15 protein-coding genes and 1 riboswitch are annotated in these 17,440 nt (G+C 41.4%); all 15 genes read right to left on the bottom strand.

Translation table 11 applies throughout. The annotated features are described in order from the left end of the window. Positions 1–94: 94 nt before the first annotated feature. The 15 genes from cobS to BM086_RS12425 all read right to left on the bottom strand — a co-directional run bounded on the left by cobS (position 95) and on the right by BM086_RS12425 (position 16,388). Entirely contained in the window at positions 95–871 is a 777-nt protein-coding gene (gene cobS / locus BM086_RS12495) for an adenosylcobinamide-GDP ribazoletransferase (protein ID WP_092327102.1), read from the bottom strand. Further along, positions 858–1,415 carry a bifunctional adenosylcobinamide kinase/adenosylcobinamide-phosphate guanylyltransferase gene (locus tag BM086_RS12490; protein ID WP_092327099.1) on the bottom strand — a complete coding sequence of 186 codons (558 nt, stop codon included), beginning with the start codon at positions 1,413–1,415 and terminating at the stop codon, positions 858–860. Before BM086_RS12490 ends, cobS begins: the two co-directional genes overlap by 14 nt. Next, positions 1,412–2,491 (bottom strand): nicotinate-nucleotide--dimethylbenzimidazole phosphoribosyltransferase, encoded by a 1,080-nt coding sequence (locus BM086_RS12485; protein WP_242952194.1) that lies wholly within the window; start codon positions 2,489–2,491, stop codon positions 1,412–1,414. Before BM086_RS12485 ends, BM086_RS12490 begins: the two co-directional genes overlap by 4 nt. After that, a complete protein-coding gene (locus BM086_RS12480; protein ID WP_092327092.1) occupies positions 2,485–3,828 on the bottom strand; it encodes a cobyrinate a,c-diamide synthase in 1,344 nt (447 codons plus the stop codon). Before BM086_RS12480 ends, BM086_RS12485 begins: the two co-directional genes overlap by 7 nt. Then, a complete protein-coding gene (cobK, locus tag BM086_RS12475) occupies positions 3,815–5,887 on the bottom strand; it encodes a precorrin-6A reductase (protein WP_175560252.1) in 2,073 nt (690 codons plus the stop codon). Before cobK ends, BM086_RS12480 begins: the two co-directional genes overlap by 14 nt. Beyond that, complete coding sequence (gene cobJ / locus BM086_RS12470) at positions 5,877–6,617, bottom strand: precorrin-3B C(17)-methyltransferase (protein WP_092327317.1); 741 nt, start codon at positions 6,615–6,617, stop codon at positions 5,877–5,879. The genes cobK and cobJ overlap by 11 nt, the downstream gene beginning before the upstream one ends. After that, on the bottom strand, positions 6,607–7,584 hold the full coding sequence (locus BM086_RS12465; RefSeq protein ID WP_092327086.1) for a cobalt-precorrin 5A hydrolase: 978 nt from the start codon (positions 7,582–7,584) through the stop codon (positions 6,607–6,609). The genes cobJ and BM086_RS12465 overlap by 11 nt, the downstream gene beginning before the upstream one ends. Then, complete coding sequence (locus BM086_RS12460; RefSeq protein WP_092327083.1) at positions 7,571–8,581, bottom strand: ATP-binding cassette domain-containing protein; 1,011 nt, start codon at positions 8,579–8,581, stop codon at positions 7,571–7,573. Before BM086_RS12460 ends, BM086_RS12465 begins: the two co-directional genes overlap by 14 nt. Then, the gene (locus tag BM086_RS12455) at positions 8,571–9,587 is read right to left on the bottom strand and encodes a FecCD family ABC transporter permease (RefSeq protein ID WP_092327080.1); all 1,017 of its coding nucleotides are present in this window, start codon (positions 9,585–9,587) and stop codon (positions 8,571–8,573) included. The genes BM086_RS12460 and BM086_RS12455 overlap by 11 nt, the downstream gene beginning before the upstream one ends. Beyond that, positions 9,584–10,342, bottom strand: a complete 759-nt coding sequence (gene cobM / locus BM086_RS12450; protein ID WP_092327077.1) for a precorrin-4 C(11)-methyltransferase — start codon at positions 10,340–10,342, stop codon at positions 9,584–9,586. Before cobM ends, BM086_RS12455 begins: the two co-directional genes overlap by 4 nt. 3 nt (positions 10,343–10,345) lie before the next feature. After that, positions 10,346–11,488, bottom strand: coding sequence for a cobalt-precorrin-5B (C(1))-methyltransferase CbiD (cbiD, locus tag BM086_RS12445; RefSeq protein WP_092327074.1), 1,143 nt, complete (start codon positions 11,486–11,488; stop codon positions 10,346–10,348). A gap of 13 nt (positions 11,489–11,501) precedes the next feature. Further along, positions 11,502–12,128 (bottom strand): precorrin-8X methylmutase, encoded by a 627-nt coding sequence (locus tag BM086_RS12440; protein WP_092327071.1) that lies wholly within the window; start codon positions 12,126–12,128, stop codon positions 11,502–11,504. A gap of 92 nt (positions 12,129–12,220) precedes the next feature. Continuing rightward, complete coding sequence (locus tag BM086_RS12435) at positions 12,221–13,684, bottom strand: cobyric acid synthase (protein WP_092327068.1); 1,464 nt, start codon at positions 13,682–13,684, stop codon at positions 12,221–12,223. 19 nt (positions 13,685–13,703) lie between these two features. Then, the gene (locus BM086_RS12430; RefSeq protein WP_092327065.1) at positions 13,704–15,212 is read right to left on the bottom strand and encodes an ABC transporter substrate-binding protein; all 1,509 of its coding nucleotides are present in this window, start codon (positions 15,210–15,212) and stop codon (positions 13,704–13,706) included. Positions 15,213–15,218: 6 nt separating this feature from the next. Then, entirely contained in the window at positions 15,219–16,388 is a 1,170-nt protein-coding gene (locus BM086_RS12425; protein WP_442857339.1) for a sirohydrochlorin cobaltochelatase, read from the bottom strand. 636 nt (positions 16,389–17,024) lie between these two features. Further along, positions 17,025–17,211, bottom strand: a riboswitch (cobalamin riboswitch). Positions 17,212–17,440: the final 229 nt, after the last annotated feature.

Raw genomic sequence — 17,440 nt, 5'->3', positions numbered from 1 at the left:
CACTACTTACTCAGTTACAAATAACTCTCTCAATTCTAACAGTTCTGAATACACACATATTCTACTTCCTCATGTTTTGCATATCCCAATGTCTTCATAAACTCAAAAAAGATATCACCATCAAAAGAAATACTTCCCCTGCCACAACAAAAAAGCCGGCTGTATCCCCGGTAACGCCGCCAAACTGCTTTTGACACATTTTCTTGTACCAAAATGTAAAAAGAATAACACCTGCCAACGCACAAATACCTGTAAGTACATTCATAAATAGCATAAACAAAAATGAGGCTATTCCCTGAACAGAAAGCAGGCAAACATCAAGTTTTCCGCTCTTTCCTGTTTCCATGGAAAGCATTCCGTCTTTCTTTGCATTTTTGAAAAGAATACTGCTTAAGCCGCAAAATGCTCTGACAAGTGGATATATTCCGCAAAACGCCCATAGCGACGTTATCTTTTCACTTAAGAATGCCCTATCTACCAATAGGTACATGAATCCAAGCCACATCAGTGCCAAAGCTCCAACGCCAATCACAGCAAATGCGCCAATATGCGGATCCTTCATTATCTCAAGTTTCTTTTCCCTCGGCTGATATGAATGAAGTGCATCCTGAACATCCATAAAGCCGTCCAGATGAAAGCCCCCGGTCAGAAACACCGGCACAAGCGTAAGAATTGCTGTCACGAAAAACACAGGCATATGGAAAGTACTACATAAAAACGATAACACAAAAGAAATGATGCCAATGACCATTCCTACAAGCGGCAGGAAAGCTATCGCATGCTTGTAGTTTTCCTCTTTCCATTCAAAAATCGGCATAGGTATCTTTGAATACAGGGAAAAAGAAATTGCTATACTTTTAAACAAGTTCATATACTTTATCCACTCTTTTCTTTAACTCTGTGTTGACCATATCCACCAAAGTCACATATCTTCTTGTATCCTCATCATATCCCTCATCCTCAAGAGAAAAGTGGTTGGCTACAATAACAATATTTTCAACTTCCCTGGCTAGTGTCATCACAGAATCAACAATATAATCACACATTTTGGCAAGGTCATCCACCTTATCAGCTTTTCCATGCGCTTCGCATTCGAAATTAATTCTGTCTGATATTTCAGGATCATGCATCTCGTTTCCTATAAGATTTGACATACACTCTAAAAGAACGGTAGCATCCTTCAAATCTGAGGTCATTGAAATCAGTTCATGGACTTTTACAGGACATTCAATAGTTTCAAAGCCCTTTCCGGCTCGCATGTCGCGATGCTTCTTAACCCGCTTTGCCCCCTCTTCTCCATAGGGAATCATTGTCGCTATGTAATACTTTTTCCCTGCCCCGGCAATATCCATTACAATACTCTCTGCCTTTGCAGATTTACCACTGTCAGGCGTTCCCAAGACCAAATATATCATTTGCCAAACCTCTCATATTTATCGATGTTATAATCTTCGAATCTGGCTCCATGTTCATAGTAGTCCATTACCATATCAAGAGTTGGGAAAAGCATGATAGCGCCGGTTCCTTCTCCCAATGCCATATTTCCATTTAAAAATGGCGACAATCCAAGTGCGTTAAGTGCAAGTTCATTCCCCTTTTCTCTTCCCTTGTGTGACGGAATAAGATAATACTTAACTCCGGGCAAAAGTGCCTCTGCCACAAGCGCAGCCGCACTGCTTATCACTCCATCCAATACCATTGGGATATGATAAATTGCTCCACCTATAAAAGCTCCTGCAAGGGCAGCAATATCAAGCCCGCCTACGCATCTCAGTATTTCAAAAGCACGCTCTTTTGGCTCATTTATCTTATCAAATGAATACCTGGATATTCCTTCCTGGATAACTCTTTTCTTCCTGCCAAGTCCTTCGTCAGATAACCCTGCGCCGCGTCCGGTAACACCAACGTCAATCCCAAGCATGGCACAGAGAACTGCTGTAGAAGTCGTCGTGTTTCCTATGCCCATCTCACCTGTTGCAATAATTCTGTACCCTTTTTCTGACAGTTCCTTTACCTCCGAAATCCCGGCATCAATCGCCAAAATTGTCTCTTCCTTCGTAATGGCAGGGTCTTTTAGAAAATTCCGTGTTCCCCTTGCAACTTTCTTATTTACCACACCGCTTATGTTCTCGGAAGAATCAATCCCAACATCAACAGGGATAACTTCCACCTTAGCAAATCTCCCAAGGTGGCATGCAGAGCTGATCCCACTTCCCAGCGCCTTAGCGACAGATAGTGTTATTTCCTTGCCGCTTTGGGATACCCCTTCTTCAACAATGCCATTGTCCGCGCAAAAAATCAGTGCTGCTCTCTTTGAAATATCAGGAGTATTCCTTCTTTGGATCGCACCTATCCTGCAAATGAGATTTTCAAAATCTCCAAGGCCATCAATTGGCTTGGAAACTGAATCCCAGCATTTTTTTATAATCTCGCCACACAAAAAATCCGGCTTTTCTATCTTAATCTCTGTCAAAGACTTAAAATCTAACACTCCAAAAACCTCCTGATCAGCTTTGGGCATGAAGGATAATAAAGATGCGCAAATCCGCCAAAAACATTTCCTATCATCTGATAACCACTCCAGGATTTTCCTGAAGGTTTTCTCAAAATGCACACATCTCCATTATCCGTCGTATCGTAATAATGGAATTCATGCGCCTTTACACTTTCTGCAATATCCAGGTATTTTCCATGCTTTCCAGCCTCCATGGTTACATATCCAAAATGTCCAAGTCTGCCTGTCATGTATCCCTGACCTTTAAGTGCGCCAACCATCTCATAGCTTATTCCAGCCTGATCAGAAAGTTTCTCCTGAAGATACAAAAAGCCGCCACATTCGGCAAGAATAGGCATTCCATTTTTGGCCGCATTTAATATTTCTTTTCTCATGGACAAATTTTCAGAAAGCTCTTTAGCATGAAGCTCCGGATATCCTCCTCCAATAATAAGTCTTGATACCTCGGGAAGCTTAGTGTCATGTATAGGGGAAAAAGGCACTATATCCGCCCCCATCTCTTTCAAAAGATCAAAGTTATCTTCGTAATAAAAACAAAATGCCTCATCTATTGCAACGCCTACTTTAACCCTTTTTTCCGACAACTTAGGCTTATCGCAAACACCTATTCTATCCGCCTCTTTAGCAATAGAGATAAGCTTATCCAGCTCCAGATTTTCCTCTAATTTATCTGCCACCTGGTCTATAGTCTCCAACAGCTTTGGAACTTCATCAGGCATTATCAGTCCCAGATGTCTGCTACCAAAATCGACATCTTTCATAGCCGGTAAAAAACCTATGACCGGAATTCCTGTTTCTTCTTCAATCTCTTTTTTTATGCTTCCTGAGACCATAGGCGATATGTTATTAAGAATCACTCCATGTATCTGTTTATCCCTGTCATAGTCGCAAAATCCCTTTACCAGCGGAATAACAGACCTGCTCATGCCCTTGCAATTGACCACAAGAATTGCAGGCGTCCCTGTGATTTTGCTGATATCAATTGATGATCCTTTTGAGGAATCAGCGCTAATACCGTCAAATATCCCCATTACGCCTTCCAAAACGCCGATATTTCTACCATCAGAGCCTCTGCCAAGAGTCTTCCTAAGGCCTTTCTCTTCCATAAAAAAGAGATCCAGATTCCTTGAGGGAATGCCAAGAACCTTCCTGTGAAACATAGGATCTATATAATCAGGTCCGCACTTAAAAGAAGCCGGAAGATACCCATGTCTTGTAAGTATCCTCAAAAGCGCGCAGGTTATAAGTGTCTTGCCGCTGCCACTTGCAGGAGCGCATATCATAAATCTTGGAAATTCTTTAGTTTCTACCATCCGGCGCACCTTTCTGAAGCGTAACTATATAAACAGGATTTAGTGCATCAGCAAGATGATATCTTCCAACTTTTTTATACCTGCTGACGGACACCTGAATAATATCCGGTTCTATATCCTTAAATTCCTTGATACAATCCACAACTTCTGCAAAGCTTTCCGCAGTAACCGTGTTTATCACTACTCTTGTCGCATCATTTTTATCAAAAACAGTTCTTAGTATTTCTTTTATATTTCCGCTGCTTCCGCCTATAAAAGCATGACTTGGCACAGGAAGAGACTGCAGCGCTTCTGGAGCTTCTCCGTAAATCAGTTCCATGTTCTGAACGCCGAATTTATCCTTGTTCTGCCTCAAAAGCTCATATGCTTCATCATTTTTTTCAATAGAAAAGACCTTGATATCAGCAGAAAGAAGCGCCGCCTCAAGTGATATGGACCCAGTTCCGGCACCCACATCATAAAGAACTGAATCATTAGAAAGCGCAAGCTTACGCAAGGAAAGAGCTCTTATCTCCTCCTTTGTCATTGGCGCATGGCCCCGTATAATCTCATCATCGCATAGACCTCTTACCACACTTCTTTTTTTAGCATAAGGATTCTTTACATAAATAAGGCATTTTCCTTTAATATTATCTGAAATAACTTCAGTATCTGTCACATCAAGTATTCTTTCATCTTCTGTTCCAAGCTCGCACCCCACAACAATCAGAAAATTATCTTTATCATTTTCTGATTGCGCAGCCTCCAAAGCACTCCCAACGCCTTTTTTATCATGAAATGCATTCTTAATCTCAGTGCACAACTCAGATGCATGCCCTGCGCTCGATGTTAGGACAATCACTTCACTGTTCTCATTCACATATCCGATTACATTGCATTCTTTACCATGAGCACTGACAAGTCTTATATTCTCAAGCGAAAGCCGAAGTCTCTCAGCCAAAACAGTTACTGAAGATATTCCTGATATTCTTTTTACCTCATAACCGTTTTTCTCAAAAAAAGCTGTAGCTTTTTTAGCCCCGCTGCAAAGGCTGATATCCCCTGAAAATAAAATCAAAGGATGCTCAAATCCCGGATTATCTCTAAGATGATCAAATATTATCTCTGCATCATACTCAGAAACAAAAGGTCTATTGTCTTTTTGGATATTTTTTAATACTGCCTTGGCGCCAAAGATAATATCAGCCTCTTTAAGTTCTTTTTCCAGTTCTTGTGTGTGATACTCATCGCTCCCTGGTCCAATTCCGGCCAGGGAAATTGATTTCTTGGGCACAATCTCTTTATCTGCATGTGCAGAAATCATCTTAAGAACGTCTTTTAGATCATAGCCACATGTTTCTTTTCCCATACTCTCGGGATTTTTCAGAACTACAACCTTTATTCCACATTCAAGAGCTGCATTTATCTTCTCGTCAAGACCACCGGTCTTACCGCTTTCCTTGGTAAAAATAGCTTCTGCGCCAACTTCTTTTATAGTTGCAATATTCATCTCTTTGGAGAACGGACCCTGCATCGCAATTATCTGCCTGCCCTGAAGACCGGCTCTAACGCAGGTTCTTATGCTCTCTTCATTTGGAAGTACCCTGACATACAATCTTGATACATCAGAAAAAGATGCTGCAATTTCCTCTAGATTCTTGCTTCCGGTAAGAAGAAGTACATTCCCGGAAACTCTTTCAAGTTCAGAGACTGCATTTCTTATTGTATCTACATAAATTATATTTGAATTATCTAAAAGGCTTTCTCCGGTATCTCTTTTAAGCCTTAAATATGGCACCGCGACCATATCACATGCTTTTCTTATTTCCTCAGAAACCGCTGTAGCAAAGGGATGTGTTGCATCCACTACAAGAGTAAAGCCTTCTGATATAATAACATCCGATATTTCAGCTGAGTTTTTACGCCCAACCATGAGGTTTTCTTCGCCGCTTTCCTCAAGTATTTCTTTTCCATAATCAGTTGCAACGCTGACTTCATGAGAAATATCATATCTCCGAAGATAATCTGCGAGAACTCTTCCTTCAGTTGTGCCTCCAAAAACAAGTATCTTACACTTCACTCTTATATCCTCTTTCAGTAACCATGACATCGCTTATATTTTTGGTGGACGAATTGCCGATAAACACAGTACAGAACATGTCAGCTTTGGTATTTTTTAGTTCATCAAGCGTCATAACAGTGCTGCTTTCGCCGCTTCTTCCGATATTCCTTACAATTCCGCATACTCTTTCAGGAGGAAATGTCTCAAGAAGAATGTCACAGGCCTTTGATAGATATCCGCTTCTTCCCCGGCTTTCAGGATTATAGATCACGATGACCATGTCAGCTGCCGCTGCGGCTCGTAGTCTCTTTTCAATAAGCTCCATAGGTGTGAGGCGGTCGCTTAAGCTAATAAGACAAAAGTCATGGATCAGCGGCGCACCCAAAAGCGCTGCCCCCGAAAGAGCCGCCGTAACTCCCGGAATAACCTCGATACTGACCTCCGGATAGTCTCGTCCAATCTCATACACAAGCCCGGCCATTCCATACACCCCTGCATCTCCGGAACAAATCATTGCAATCTCATGTCCCTCATCAGCTTTTTCAAAGGCAAGCTGAACTCTCTTCTCCTCACCTGTCATTGGGGTACTGATATATTCTTTATCAGGGAAAAGAGGCTTCACCAGTTCACAATACACTGTATAGCCGCATATATATTCGCATCCATTCAGAACTTCATGGGCTCTTATTGTCATATCTTTTTCATTTCCTGGGCCAATTCCTACAACCCAGATTTTTTTATTTTTCATAACGTTCATATTCCACTCCAACGTCCGTCATACCGATTGCGATAGTCATACCGTCTTTTGCCAGTTTCTTTTGTACTAATCTGGTGCAGCCATATGCTATAACAGCCCTTTCGCAGACATTGTCTGCTCCTGTCACTTCCATAACAAGGTCGGAATGCTCAAAATCTCCAACCTGCTTCATCAAAACCTCTGCCGGATACGTTATAAAAGGAACCTTATAAAACTCTGCTAATTCTATAAGTCCCTGCTCATCCTTCTTTTTATCAATGCTGACAATTGCCTTTAAGGATCTTGCATCAATTCCGACGCTGTTTAGTGCAGATTTAAGAAACTCATTGAGTTCATCAAAAGATTTCCCTTTTCTGCACCCCATTCCTACCACTGTACACTTAGGAATAAGGCATAGTCCTTCCTTATGGGAGGTATTTGGCGAAACCAGAAAAGTAGCTTCTTCACCTGCAAGAATTTTTGCAGTAAATTTCCTGGCTCTTTTCATATCGTTTATTCCGAGATTGTTTTCTTTTGCAAAAACATCAACAGCAAACTCACCTCTTACATCCGTCGCTGTTGTAATAACCGGCATAGCGCCGATAATTGCCGCAAGCTCTTTTGCCGAACTTACAGCTCCGCCTATATGCCCTGAAAGAACCGGTATGACAAAAGTGCCTTTCTCATCAACTACAATTACCCCCGGGTCTTTAGTCTTGTCCTTGCAAAATGGAGCAATAGCTCTGACTGCAATGCCTAAAGCGCCTATAAAAACAAGAATATTTCCCTGCTTGAAATTTTCACTAGTCCACTCTGGCAAACTCTCTACTTTTGTTTCTCTATAATCTTCAACAAAATCCTGACCAGATGCACATTCTTTCTCATTTTGTAACACTTCTGACCGAAGGCGATTCATCAGCTTGCAGCCTTCCTCAGTAAAACATATGAACTTATATTTTCCGGTTTCAGCTTTTTCCATACATTTTATCCTTAAGCTTTTTTATCACTGCGCTATAATTGTCACGGTCATGTGGAAAAGTGCAGTCCCTACAATTCTTAACACCCTTAGAGGTGTAGGTATAACTTCCGCCACAGTCAGGAATGTCGTATAAAGGGCAATAACAGAACAAACAGCTAAACTTTTCTTCAAGAAGCTTATGACATGGATAATACTCACACTCTTTATTGAGAAAATATGAAGAGTGCCTTTTTTCAGGAGCTTGCTTTACAATAGGAAGCTGTTTTTTTACTCTTTCATACATCTCATCTGTAAGTCCGTAGAGTTCCTTTATCACTCCGCTTTCTATGACTTTTGCCGGACTTTCACACAAAGTAGTTCCGTCAGCCTTCACAAGAATGACTCTGTCTGAAATCTCCAGGGCAAGCTCAATTTCATGAAGCGACATAATGACAGTTATCTTCTGACCTGCAAGTTTCTTTACAACATCCATCATTTCAAGCCTGTGCCTGATATCAAGATATGATGTAGGTTCATCCATGATAAGATACTCAGGTTCCTGACATATCGCTCTGGCTATAAGAGTTCGCTGCTTTTGGCCATCGCTAAGTGCTGAGAACGGCACGGTAAGAAATTCCTCTATATTCATCATTTCGCAGGCTTTTAGGGCAATTGTCCTGTCTTCCTTACTGTTGAGCCCAAAGCCGTCAGTATGCGGAAGCCTCCCGGACATAACCACATCAAAAGCACTCATATGCTCTGGGCGCACTCTCTCTGTATTTACAATAGACATTTTTTTCGCCAGTTCTTTTAGCGGAATATTCTTAATTTCGTCCTCACCCAGATAAACGCTTCCTGCAATCTTATCAAGCTCCCCTGAGATACTTTTAAGAAGCGTTGATTTGCCTCCGCCGTTTGGCCCTATGAGCGAGATTATTTCTCCTTCGGCAACATCTATTGTCAAATCTCTGACCACTATTTTCTTTTGATAGCCTGCACTAAGATTACTAATTTTCACGCCTGTTCTGCCTCCTGACTATCATAAAAATCACTATAGGTGCGCCAAAAAGCGATGTTACAGCCGATACATTAAGCTCTTTTGGAGCAAACATCATCCTTGCCAAAAGATCGCTGAAAAGACAGAAAATTGCACCTGATAAAAAAGATGCAGGTATCAGCACGATTGGTTTAGACGACTTTAAAGCCTCTCTCATAAGAAAAGGCACAGCAATTCCAATGAATGAAACCGGTCCTGCAAAAGCCGTAACACAGGCAGATAAAATGCTGGACAAAAGAATTATCATTCCTCTGCACATTTTTACGTTCACACCAACACTCCTTGCATAAGACTCCCCAAGCCTTAAAGCATCAAGGCTCTTGGACAAAAGTATTACAAAGAGCATGGCTGCAGAAACAGTGACAATACAATAAATTACGCCCTCCGCTGAAGCACCGGAAAAGCTCCCCTGTGACCAACTGTGGAGATTAACTATATCGGAATCCTCAGCAAATGCTATAAGAAAATCGGTAATTGCGCTGCAAATATATCCGATCATGATTCCGGCGGCAAGAAGTGCCCCCATATTTTTCACTCTTTTCGAGATCAATATTATAAAGCCCGTAGCAATGATAGAACCTGTAAATGCCGCCAATATCAGCATGTAGCCTGTGGTTTTTCCGCTTCCTTTAGCCACAAAAATAAGCAGCAACGCCACCACCATCTTGGCCCCTGAAGAAACTCCGAGAATATATGGACCGGCGATAGGATTTGAAAAGTACGTCTGTAAAAGAAATCCCGCAACAGCAAGCGCTCCACCAAGGATAAAAGCCATCAAAGTCCGCGGAAGCCTGATATTCATAATAATGTTACGCTTCCTGACATCTGTAGCATTGCCTGAAAGAACTTCCAATACAGTCCTTAGATCAATCCTGATATTTCCAATAAGAAGATTCAAAATGAGCGCCGCAATTGTCAGAATGATCAATATGATAAACACATAGACATATCGCCTTTTTTTGTTCATGCATTGCCCTTTCTAAACTCAGTCGTAAATTCCGGAGCATATAGCCTTGAAAGTTCATATCCGCTCTGAGCAACTGCTTTTCCCACAATAATAAGCGCAGTTTTGGTAATACCGTATTCTTTGGCTTTCTCAGGAAGTTCTTTTATCGTGCAAACAAGCTTTTTCTCATCTGGCCAGGTAGCCTTGTAGACTATTGCGCATGGGGTATCCCCGGAAACACCGCCTGCAATAAGCCTGTCCGAAAGTCTCTTTGTATCACCTGCAGAAAGAAAGAACACCATCGTAGCGCCATGAGCTGAAAGTGCTTCAACCGACTCCTTTTCGGGCACACCGGTACGACCATCCATTCTTGTTATAATGACACTTTGCGTGATTCCCGGCAGAGTATATTCCATTTGTAGACTTGCTGCCGCTCCACAAAAAGAGCTTACTCCCGGTGTTACATCGTAAACAATGTTCTCTCTGTCAAGAATATCCATCTGCTCTCGGATAGCGCCATATATGCTGGGATCTCCTGTGTGGAGCCTCACTGTTTCTTTTCCGAGTTTTTCAGCAGATTTTATTATCTCTATCACTTCATCCAGATTAAGTCTGCTACTGTCATATATATCGCACGCTTCACCAGCATAATCCAACAGAGCGGGATTTACCAATGAACCCGCATATATAATAACATCTGCTTTTTCTATAAGTTCTTTTCCTCTAATAGTAATAAGATCCTTAGCTCCCGGACCTGCTCCGACAAAATGAACCATAAATCATGCTTCCTTTACATATTCATGAGCTCTTGCAGTAGCAACAAGCTCTGTGTTTTCATTCGAAAAGACTATTACTTCCGCTGTAAGTTGCCCCTCCGACCATTTTTCAATATTAAACTTGATATCCTCAGCCATTTTTTGAAAAACCATGGCGCCTTTTCCGGTTTCATTGATTATTCTGACCGCTTCATCAGTCATAACGCATTCAGAAAGTTTGTCTTTTATCATCAAAAAAGTCTGATCATCAAGGCAGGCTTGTGATATTTCCGATAGTATCTCCATTCGGTGGTCTCCGTACATAGAATGCGTATTCTTTATACCGCCGGCAACTTTGACAAGTTTTCCTATATGTCCCACAAAAAGAAGTCTCTTAAAACCTTCTGCTACGGCGATTCTGACAGTGTCATAGATAAAGTTGGAGCTCATGACCACAAGACTTTCATCTATCCCGTAGTTTTCCTTTAAAAATGAAAGCCCATAATTACCCGGCGCCGCAAAAAGAATGTCTCTTCCCAGAGCTATGCGAACTTTTGTCTCAACTCTTATCGTTTCCAAAAGCGCTTCATCACTCATAGGTTCAACAATTCCTGTAGTTCCAAGAATCGAAATTCCGCCCACAATGCCAAGCTTTGGATTAAAGGTTTTGTGTGCTAGTTCCTCTCCCCCGGGAACACTTATAGTAACCAAAACACCTTTTCCAGACATTCCATGGCTTTCAAGAATTTCTTCAAGATTTTCCTTTATCATCTTTCTTGGAACAGAGTTTATAGCTGCTTCTCCTATGGGCTGGTCAAGCCCCGGTTTTGTGACTCTTCCAACACCTTCTCCCCCATCTATTGTAATTCCGGGCAAATCCTTAAGCCTTACCTTTGCAACTATCCTGGTGCCTGTTGTAACATCCGGATCATCTCCCCCATCCTTAATCACTGCACAGGATATATAGCCTTCTTCCCTGTTTTGGGTAATATCTGTAATCTCCGCATTATATGGAATGCCTTTAGGTGTCATGATCGTAACAACGTGGATTTCAATATTTTCTATGAGCATGAGGAGTGCAGCTTTTGAAGCAGCTGCTGCGCAACTCCCTGTTGTAAATCCGCACCTTAACTTTTTTCCGCCCTTTTCAATGAACAAATCAGTCATAACATAAAATTCCTTAGCACTGATACAAAATTGAATTACAGATTGCAGCCGCTACTGTGCTGCCTCCCTTTCGTCCCCTATTTACTATATATGGCACATCACTTTGTATAATAAGTTCCTTGGCCTCAACAACATTCACAAATCCCACAGGAACTCCTATTATCAGACTTGGACGGAAATTTTGCTCATCCATGAGTTCTTTTAATCTTATAAGCGCAGTCGGCGCATTTCCTACTGCAAAAATTGTGGGCACGCCAAGGTTTGCCGCTTTTTCCATGCTTACAATAGCCCTTGTGACTTCTCTTTCTTTTGCCTCTTTTGCTACATCCTCATCAGCCATGAAGCAGTGAACCTCACCGCCAAACTTCGCTAAAGTCTTTTTGTTGATCCCTGCCAGCGCCATGTTGGTATCAGTAACTATGTGCGCTCCCTGACGAATAAGCTTCTTAGCCAAGAAAATCACATCTTCTGAAAAAACAAGCGTATCAGCATACTCAAAATCAGCGGTCGTGTGCACAACACGTATGACAGTAGGCAATAGCTCCTCCGGAATGCTTTTGCCCATCTCATCAAGTTCACTCTTTATTATGCGAAAGCTTTCCTTCTCTATGTCCGCTGGACGTATATGCTTAATTTCCATTTCTTTTCCTCATAGTCTTTAATCATAACCTAAGAATTCATGTAAATAGGCCATTTAAAGCCGCAATAGAAGCGTGTTTTTTGTCATTTCATTCAAGAATTTATGATTTTATAAATCAGCTCAAAATCCAGATTCTGCCTAAGAACGTCCGCCAGTTTATTTAGCTCTTTTTCCTGATGGACAAAAGCCCCTTCAATCTCGGGAACTTCCCTGTCAAGACCTTTTTTTTCATATATTATTTTCAAAAGCCTTCTCGTAAATTCCGGTGAGTCAAAAATCCCATGTATATAGGTACCAAGAACTGATTCTTCGCTCCTTACAGGCATTTCTTCTTCGCCGTAACTTACCCCCATGTGTATCTCATAGCCTTCTATTTCTAAATCAGATAAAGGCTTAAATATTCCTGTAAGAGTTCCAGTTTGTGTCTTTATCTGTCTGAGGTTCTTAGTCGCCTCAAAAACGGTATCAACCTGTATAAGCCCAAGGCCTTTTTCACTTCCCCCCGCCTCTGTATTATCAGGATCTTGTATGCTTCTCCCCAGCATCTGAAATCCACCGCATATCCCGATAATTGGAACATCCTTTTTGGCAAGTTCCTGTATTTTTCCTGCAATCCCCTTTTCATAGAGCCATTTCATATCAGAAATCGTGTTCTTGGTCCCTGGCAGGATAATAAGATCTGCTTCATCAAGGGCATCCGGCTCATCTATATAAGAAAGAGAAACTCCGAAAATTCCCTCAAGAATCGTAAAATCAGTATAATTGCTTATAAATGGCAACCTTACCACCAAAATCCTGACATCCGCGTTCTCAGAACTTTTTTTATTGATCCTAAGCCTTTCGGAAACACTGTCCTCTTCATCAAGGTCAAGCCCCACAAATGGTACTATTCCTGCAAAAGGGACGCTGCAATATGGCTTAAACATATCAAGTCCGGGCTCAAGCAAAGTCACATCTCCCCTGAACTTATTTATCACAAGCCCTTTTACCCTTTCTTTTTCCCTTTCAGATAAAAGATTGTAAGTTCCAAGCAGTTGTGCAAAAACTCCACCCGGATCAATATCACCCACAAGAAGCACAGGAGCATCCAAAGCCTCTGCAAGTCCCATATTTACAATGTCATTTTCCCTTAAGTTTATCTCAACTGGACTTCCAGCTCCCTCTATTACTATGACATCTGATTGCCTGGCCAGCCTCTCATAAGCAGATAAAATATCCGGAATAAGGCTTTTTTTCATGCGAAAATAATCCCTTGCCTTCATATTCCCGATTGGGAGCCCGTTTACTATCACCTGAGAAGTAGTGTCTCCCATGGGTTTAAGAAGGATTGGATTCATGTCGGAAGTTGGCTCAAGACCTGCCGCTGCAGCCTGAAGCGCCTGGGCCCTTCCTATTTCTCTTTTATCTTTGGTAACAAAAGAGTTTAGCGCCATATTCTGAGACTTAAACGGCGCTACCCTTAAGCCATCCTGCCTTAATACTCTTAATATCCCCGCCGTCAATATACTTTTCCCTACTCCGGACATAGTGCCCTGGATCATAAGATTCTTGGCCAATTTATTAACTCCTGCTACATTATTTTAATTTATGAAAAAAAACTGTTTCTTCTGTTCCTTCAGTTATCACGCTCTGAAGATTATTTATTATCGTTCCTGTCCTGTCTGCAAATTGATAGAGGGATTTATCTGTATACCATACGCATCCTTCTGAAAAGGCTTTAAAATCAGAAAAAATGGCATCTGCATTTTCCAGTTCTTCCAGTGACTTTGGCACATCGGATATAGTAGCGTTGTATATCAAAATGTCAGCATCTGACGCATAAGAATAAAATGCCTCCATGCTGATAGTTGTCTGGGCAGTTCCCTCTTCATCCCCATCTTGGGGTGAAAGATATTTGCCCCCTGCCATCTCAACCATTTTTGCAAAATAATCATTGGCCTTCTTTGTAACAACCTGATGATTTGAATTCAGCGAAAAAATTACTACCTTTTTTTCGCTCAGATTATACAAACTATCAAAATTAACCTGTGCCTTCTGCTCATCAAAAGCACTTTTAGCCTTCTCTTCACAGCCTGTCAAAACACCGTATACCTTAATCCATTCACATCTTCCAAGAGGCTGCGGCTCATAGCTTGAGCGGTCTACAAAAACAGGAATTCCAAGCTGTTCAAGCTTTTCCTGAACCTTGGGCACATGAAGGATCATGGTATTCTCTATAGCAACATCTACCCCCATATTTACCATCTGCTCATAATCGGGAGCACTGTATTTGCCACCATAAAGGAGCCTTCCTGACTCCATCGCTTCAATTGCAGACTCTATGTACCAATCATCAGTATCTAAACCTGAAAACAGAATGTCATCCACTCTTCCAAGGGAATCAAAATGACACATCACTCCGGAAGCCGCAAGATATATCCTGTCCAAAGGTCTTTGTAAGATTATGATATCATCTGCTATTTTATCAGGCGCCTCACTGCCTTCAGGAACAATCAGGTAATTTCTGCCATCCGACATGCTTATGACAGCATAATCCCCCTCGTACCTGTGAATCCTGAAGCCTTCAGCATATTCGTTCTCATCTGTACCAAGATATGCATAACCATCTATAATAGGAGGCTCAAAAGAAACTGTTTTAGTTATTTCTTCGCTATTTGTCCTATTTCCATCTGAATTTAAAGCTTCCTTAGAATTCTCATCCAAAGTAATGAGTAAAGTGTATTCAATCAAGTGCGGAGTGCTCATCGCTGTAGTATCAGCCTGAATAACCATTTCTTTATCAAACTGCACAGGAATATCGAATTTAGAATTGCCTTCCTCATTAACCGGATAATAGGTCTCTCCGTCCAGAATCATAAAATCATAGTTAGGACTGCTCCATACAATGTGGGCAATTGCTTTTCCATCGGAAACAGTAACTTTGCAAGGACTTTCTATATAAGCCTTTCCGCTTCCTCCCGTAAGGACAACAGATGCGGTAAATTCCCCATCGGAAATATTACCGCATCCAATCATCAATACGGAAAAGAAAACGAAAATGAAATATTTTATGATATTTCCTCTTTTTCTTAACTCTTTTACCATATATTATTACTTGATAACTGCAGAAGCGTGTTCAACATAAATACTCTGAATATCTTCAATTCCACCAAGACCACTGATCTGGCAGTCTATGCTCTCAAAGCTTCCGTCTGCTGTGAATCCGCTCTTCCATGAATCCTCATCGTCACCTGCCATATCATTATTAGCATGGTCGCCTGCTACAACCATCAGAGGACGAAGCACTACCTTCTTATAACCGCCATCTTTTACTTTTTGAATAACATTTGAAAGCTCAGTATCCTCAGGCTCTCCCTCGACTGTTCCAATAAATACATTGTCATAGCCAAGCTTATCCATCTGTGTCTGCATCTGATCATATGAAACCTTTGCAGTATGTGATGTTCCGTGTCCCATGAATACAAATGCAACGCCGGCTTCTTTTGCTGCTGCAAGATCATCAAAACCTGCTTCCTTAAGAGCAGCTTTAGTGATAGCGATTGCAACGTTTTCTTTATCTTCATTAATTACAGTTGCATCGTTTCCGACTTCTCCAAGAAGTGGCTCTGCTATAGCAACAGACTCAAACTTATCACTATATTCTTCTACAGCAGCCTTAAGCTCGTCATATTCAGCGCCGTGCATAAGATGTGTTGGCTGAATAACCAGGTTTTTAACGCCATTGTTTACAGCTCTCTCAAGTGCCTGTTCCATGTTGTCAATCTTTTCACCATCTCTTGCGTACACATGATTGATTATGATCTGCGCTGTAAATGCTCGTCTTACAGACCAGTCAGGAAAAGCCTTTGCCAGTGCTTTCTCAATTCCACCGATGTCAGTTGCTCTACTATTGTTAAAAGATGTTCCAAAGCTTACAACCAACAGTTCATTCTCACCAATATCATCAGCATTCAAAGGATCGTCCTTTGATGCATCTCCGGTATCTCTTCCAAAGTAATCCGGATCAGCATCCTCTCCTTCTACAAGTTCTTTCTGCGCATCTGTAAGCTCATCCCAGGCTTTTTTTGCCTTTTCGCAGTTATCATAAGTGTCATCTGTAAAGTTCTGAACATAAATACTGTCAATAAGCTTTGCTACATTATCAGCTGCCATCTTGTCTGCATCCTCTTCATATGGCTGAACATCTGAAACGCTTACCATATGGTCATACCATTTTTCTTTTGTTCCGATAAGAGCAAGTGGAAACTCCTCATCTATCACAGGAACCGGAACATCAAAGCCATATACTTCCTCTGTAGTTCCATCAGCATAAGTAACCTCATCTGTTGTGGGCATAAGTAATTCTGCTCCATCTTTCTGAGCATCCTCAGCGCTTCCCGGGAAAAGATTCACGATATTCTTGGAAGAAAGAGTTATATGAAGTGTCATAACTCCATCTTTTACTGTAAGAGTTCCTCTGTCTTCATAAACCTCGTTGATATGGAACATACTTGAATCAGTTGTAAATCTGGCTGTATAAATTCCATCTTCAATTACATTTGCATCTTCAGTAGTAGCTGTTTCAACAGCTTTTTCAGCTTCATTTGTTGTCAGTTCCTCAGCAGTAGTTTCGCTCTGGCTCTGCTCAGTCTCGGCTACACTTCCTTCATTTCCTGCACAGCCAAAAACTGTCAACGTCAGTGTTCCGGCCAAAAGTACTGCCAATAGTTTTTTTCTCATAATATTTGCCTCCTTTTTCATGGAAATCCTGTCAGAAAAGAAAAAGAACAAAGAAAAAAGCCTCCACCAGAGCGGCGAAGACTTTTTGAGTACGCAAAACTAAAGCAAATGCACTAGTTTTTCTAGTTCATTCACTTACAAGCTTCGTACAGTCAATTCCTCGTGACTTGGTTTCCCATGTACGACGACAGGCAGGTCTCCCGGCTGATCGATTCTTGTGCGCTCTTTTCACCTTCCCAGGTCACCCCAGTGGCATATTGAAAAGAACTATCGAAACACGGTGACGAGATCGTGCGGGATTCACACCCGCTTCCCTTTTCACTCATGCAACAAGCTTTTAATTACTGTTCACTCGCTATCAGCTCGTTCCAGTAACTAATTCGCGCATTCATTCCAATTCGACTTCGTCGAAGGAATGCGCTCACTACTGAATCATTTTCTCACGAACTGCGCAGCACAGTGCGCAGTTCTGTCTGACCAGTATCAGTTTTTTTCTTGTCCATAAGCACCTTCCGTCTTATGTATTTTATGCAACTATAATAAAGCTACTTTAAATAAAGAGCAAGTAAAAATTCGCTAACACAACATGTAAC

This window comes from Butyrivibrio sp. YAB3001, from assembly GCF_900112195.1.
Lineage (GTDB): Bacteria > Bacillota > Clostridia > Lachnospirales > Lachnospiraceae > Butyrivibrio.
This window is presented reverse-complemented; position numbering and strand designations above follow the sequence as displayed.

What these genes read in the sequence shown, in the direction of transcription:
- BM086_RS12480 (WP_092327092.1), bottom strand. Translation starts at nt 3,828, where the DNA reads ATGGTAGAAACTAAAGAATTTCCAAGATTTATGATATGCGCTCCTGCA.
- BM086_RS12430 (WP_092327065.1), bottom strand. Translation starts at nt 15,212, where the DNA reads ATGGTAAAAGAGTTAAGAAAAAGAGGAAATATCATAAAATATTTCATT.
- BM086_RS12455 (WP_092327080.1), bottom strand. Translation starts at nt 9,587, where the DNA reads ATGAACAAAAAAAGGCGATATGTCTATGTGTTTATCATATTGATCATT.
- cobM (WP_092327077.1), bottom strand. Translation starts at nt 10,342, where the DNA reads ATGGTTCATTTTGTCGGAGCAGGTCCGGGAGCTAAGGATCTTATTACT.
- BM086_RS12490 (WP_092327099.1), bottom strand. Translation starts at nt 1,415, where the DNA reads ATGATATATTTGGTCTTGGGAACGCCTGACAGTGGTAAATCTGCAAAG.
- cobJ (WP_092327317.1), bottom strand. Translation starts at nt 6,617, where the DNA reads ATGAAAAATAAAAAAATCTGGGTTGTAGGAATTGGCCCAGGAAATGAA.
- BM086_RS12440 (WP_092327071.1), bottom strand. Translation starts at nt 12,128, where the DNA reads ATGGAAATTAAGCATATACGTCCAGCGGACATAGAGAAGGAAAGCTTT.
- BM086_RS12465 (WP_092327086.1), bottom strand. Translation starts at nt 7,584, where the DNA reads ATGGAAAAAGCTGAAACCGGAAAATATAAGTTCATATGTTTTACTGAG.
- cobS (WP_092327102.1), bottom strand. Translation starts at nt 871, where the DNA reads ATGAACTTGTTTAAAAGTATAGCAATTTCTTTTTCCCTGTATTCAAAG.
- cbiD (WP_092327074.1), bottom strand. Translation starts at nt 11,488, where the DNA reads ATGACTGATTTGTTCATTGAAAAGGGCGGAAAAAAGTTAAGGTGCGGA.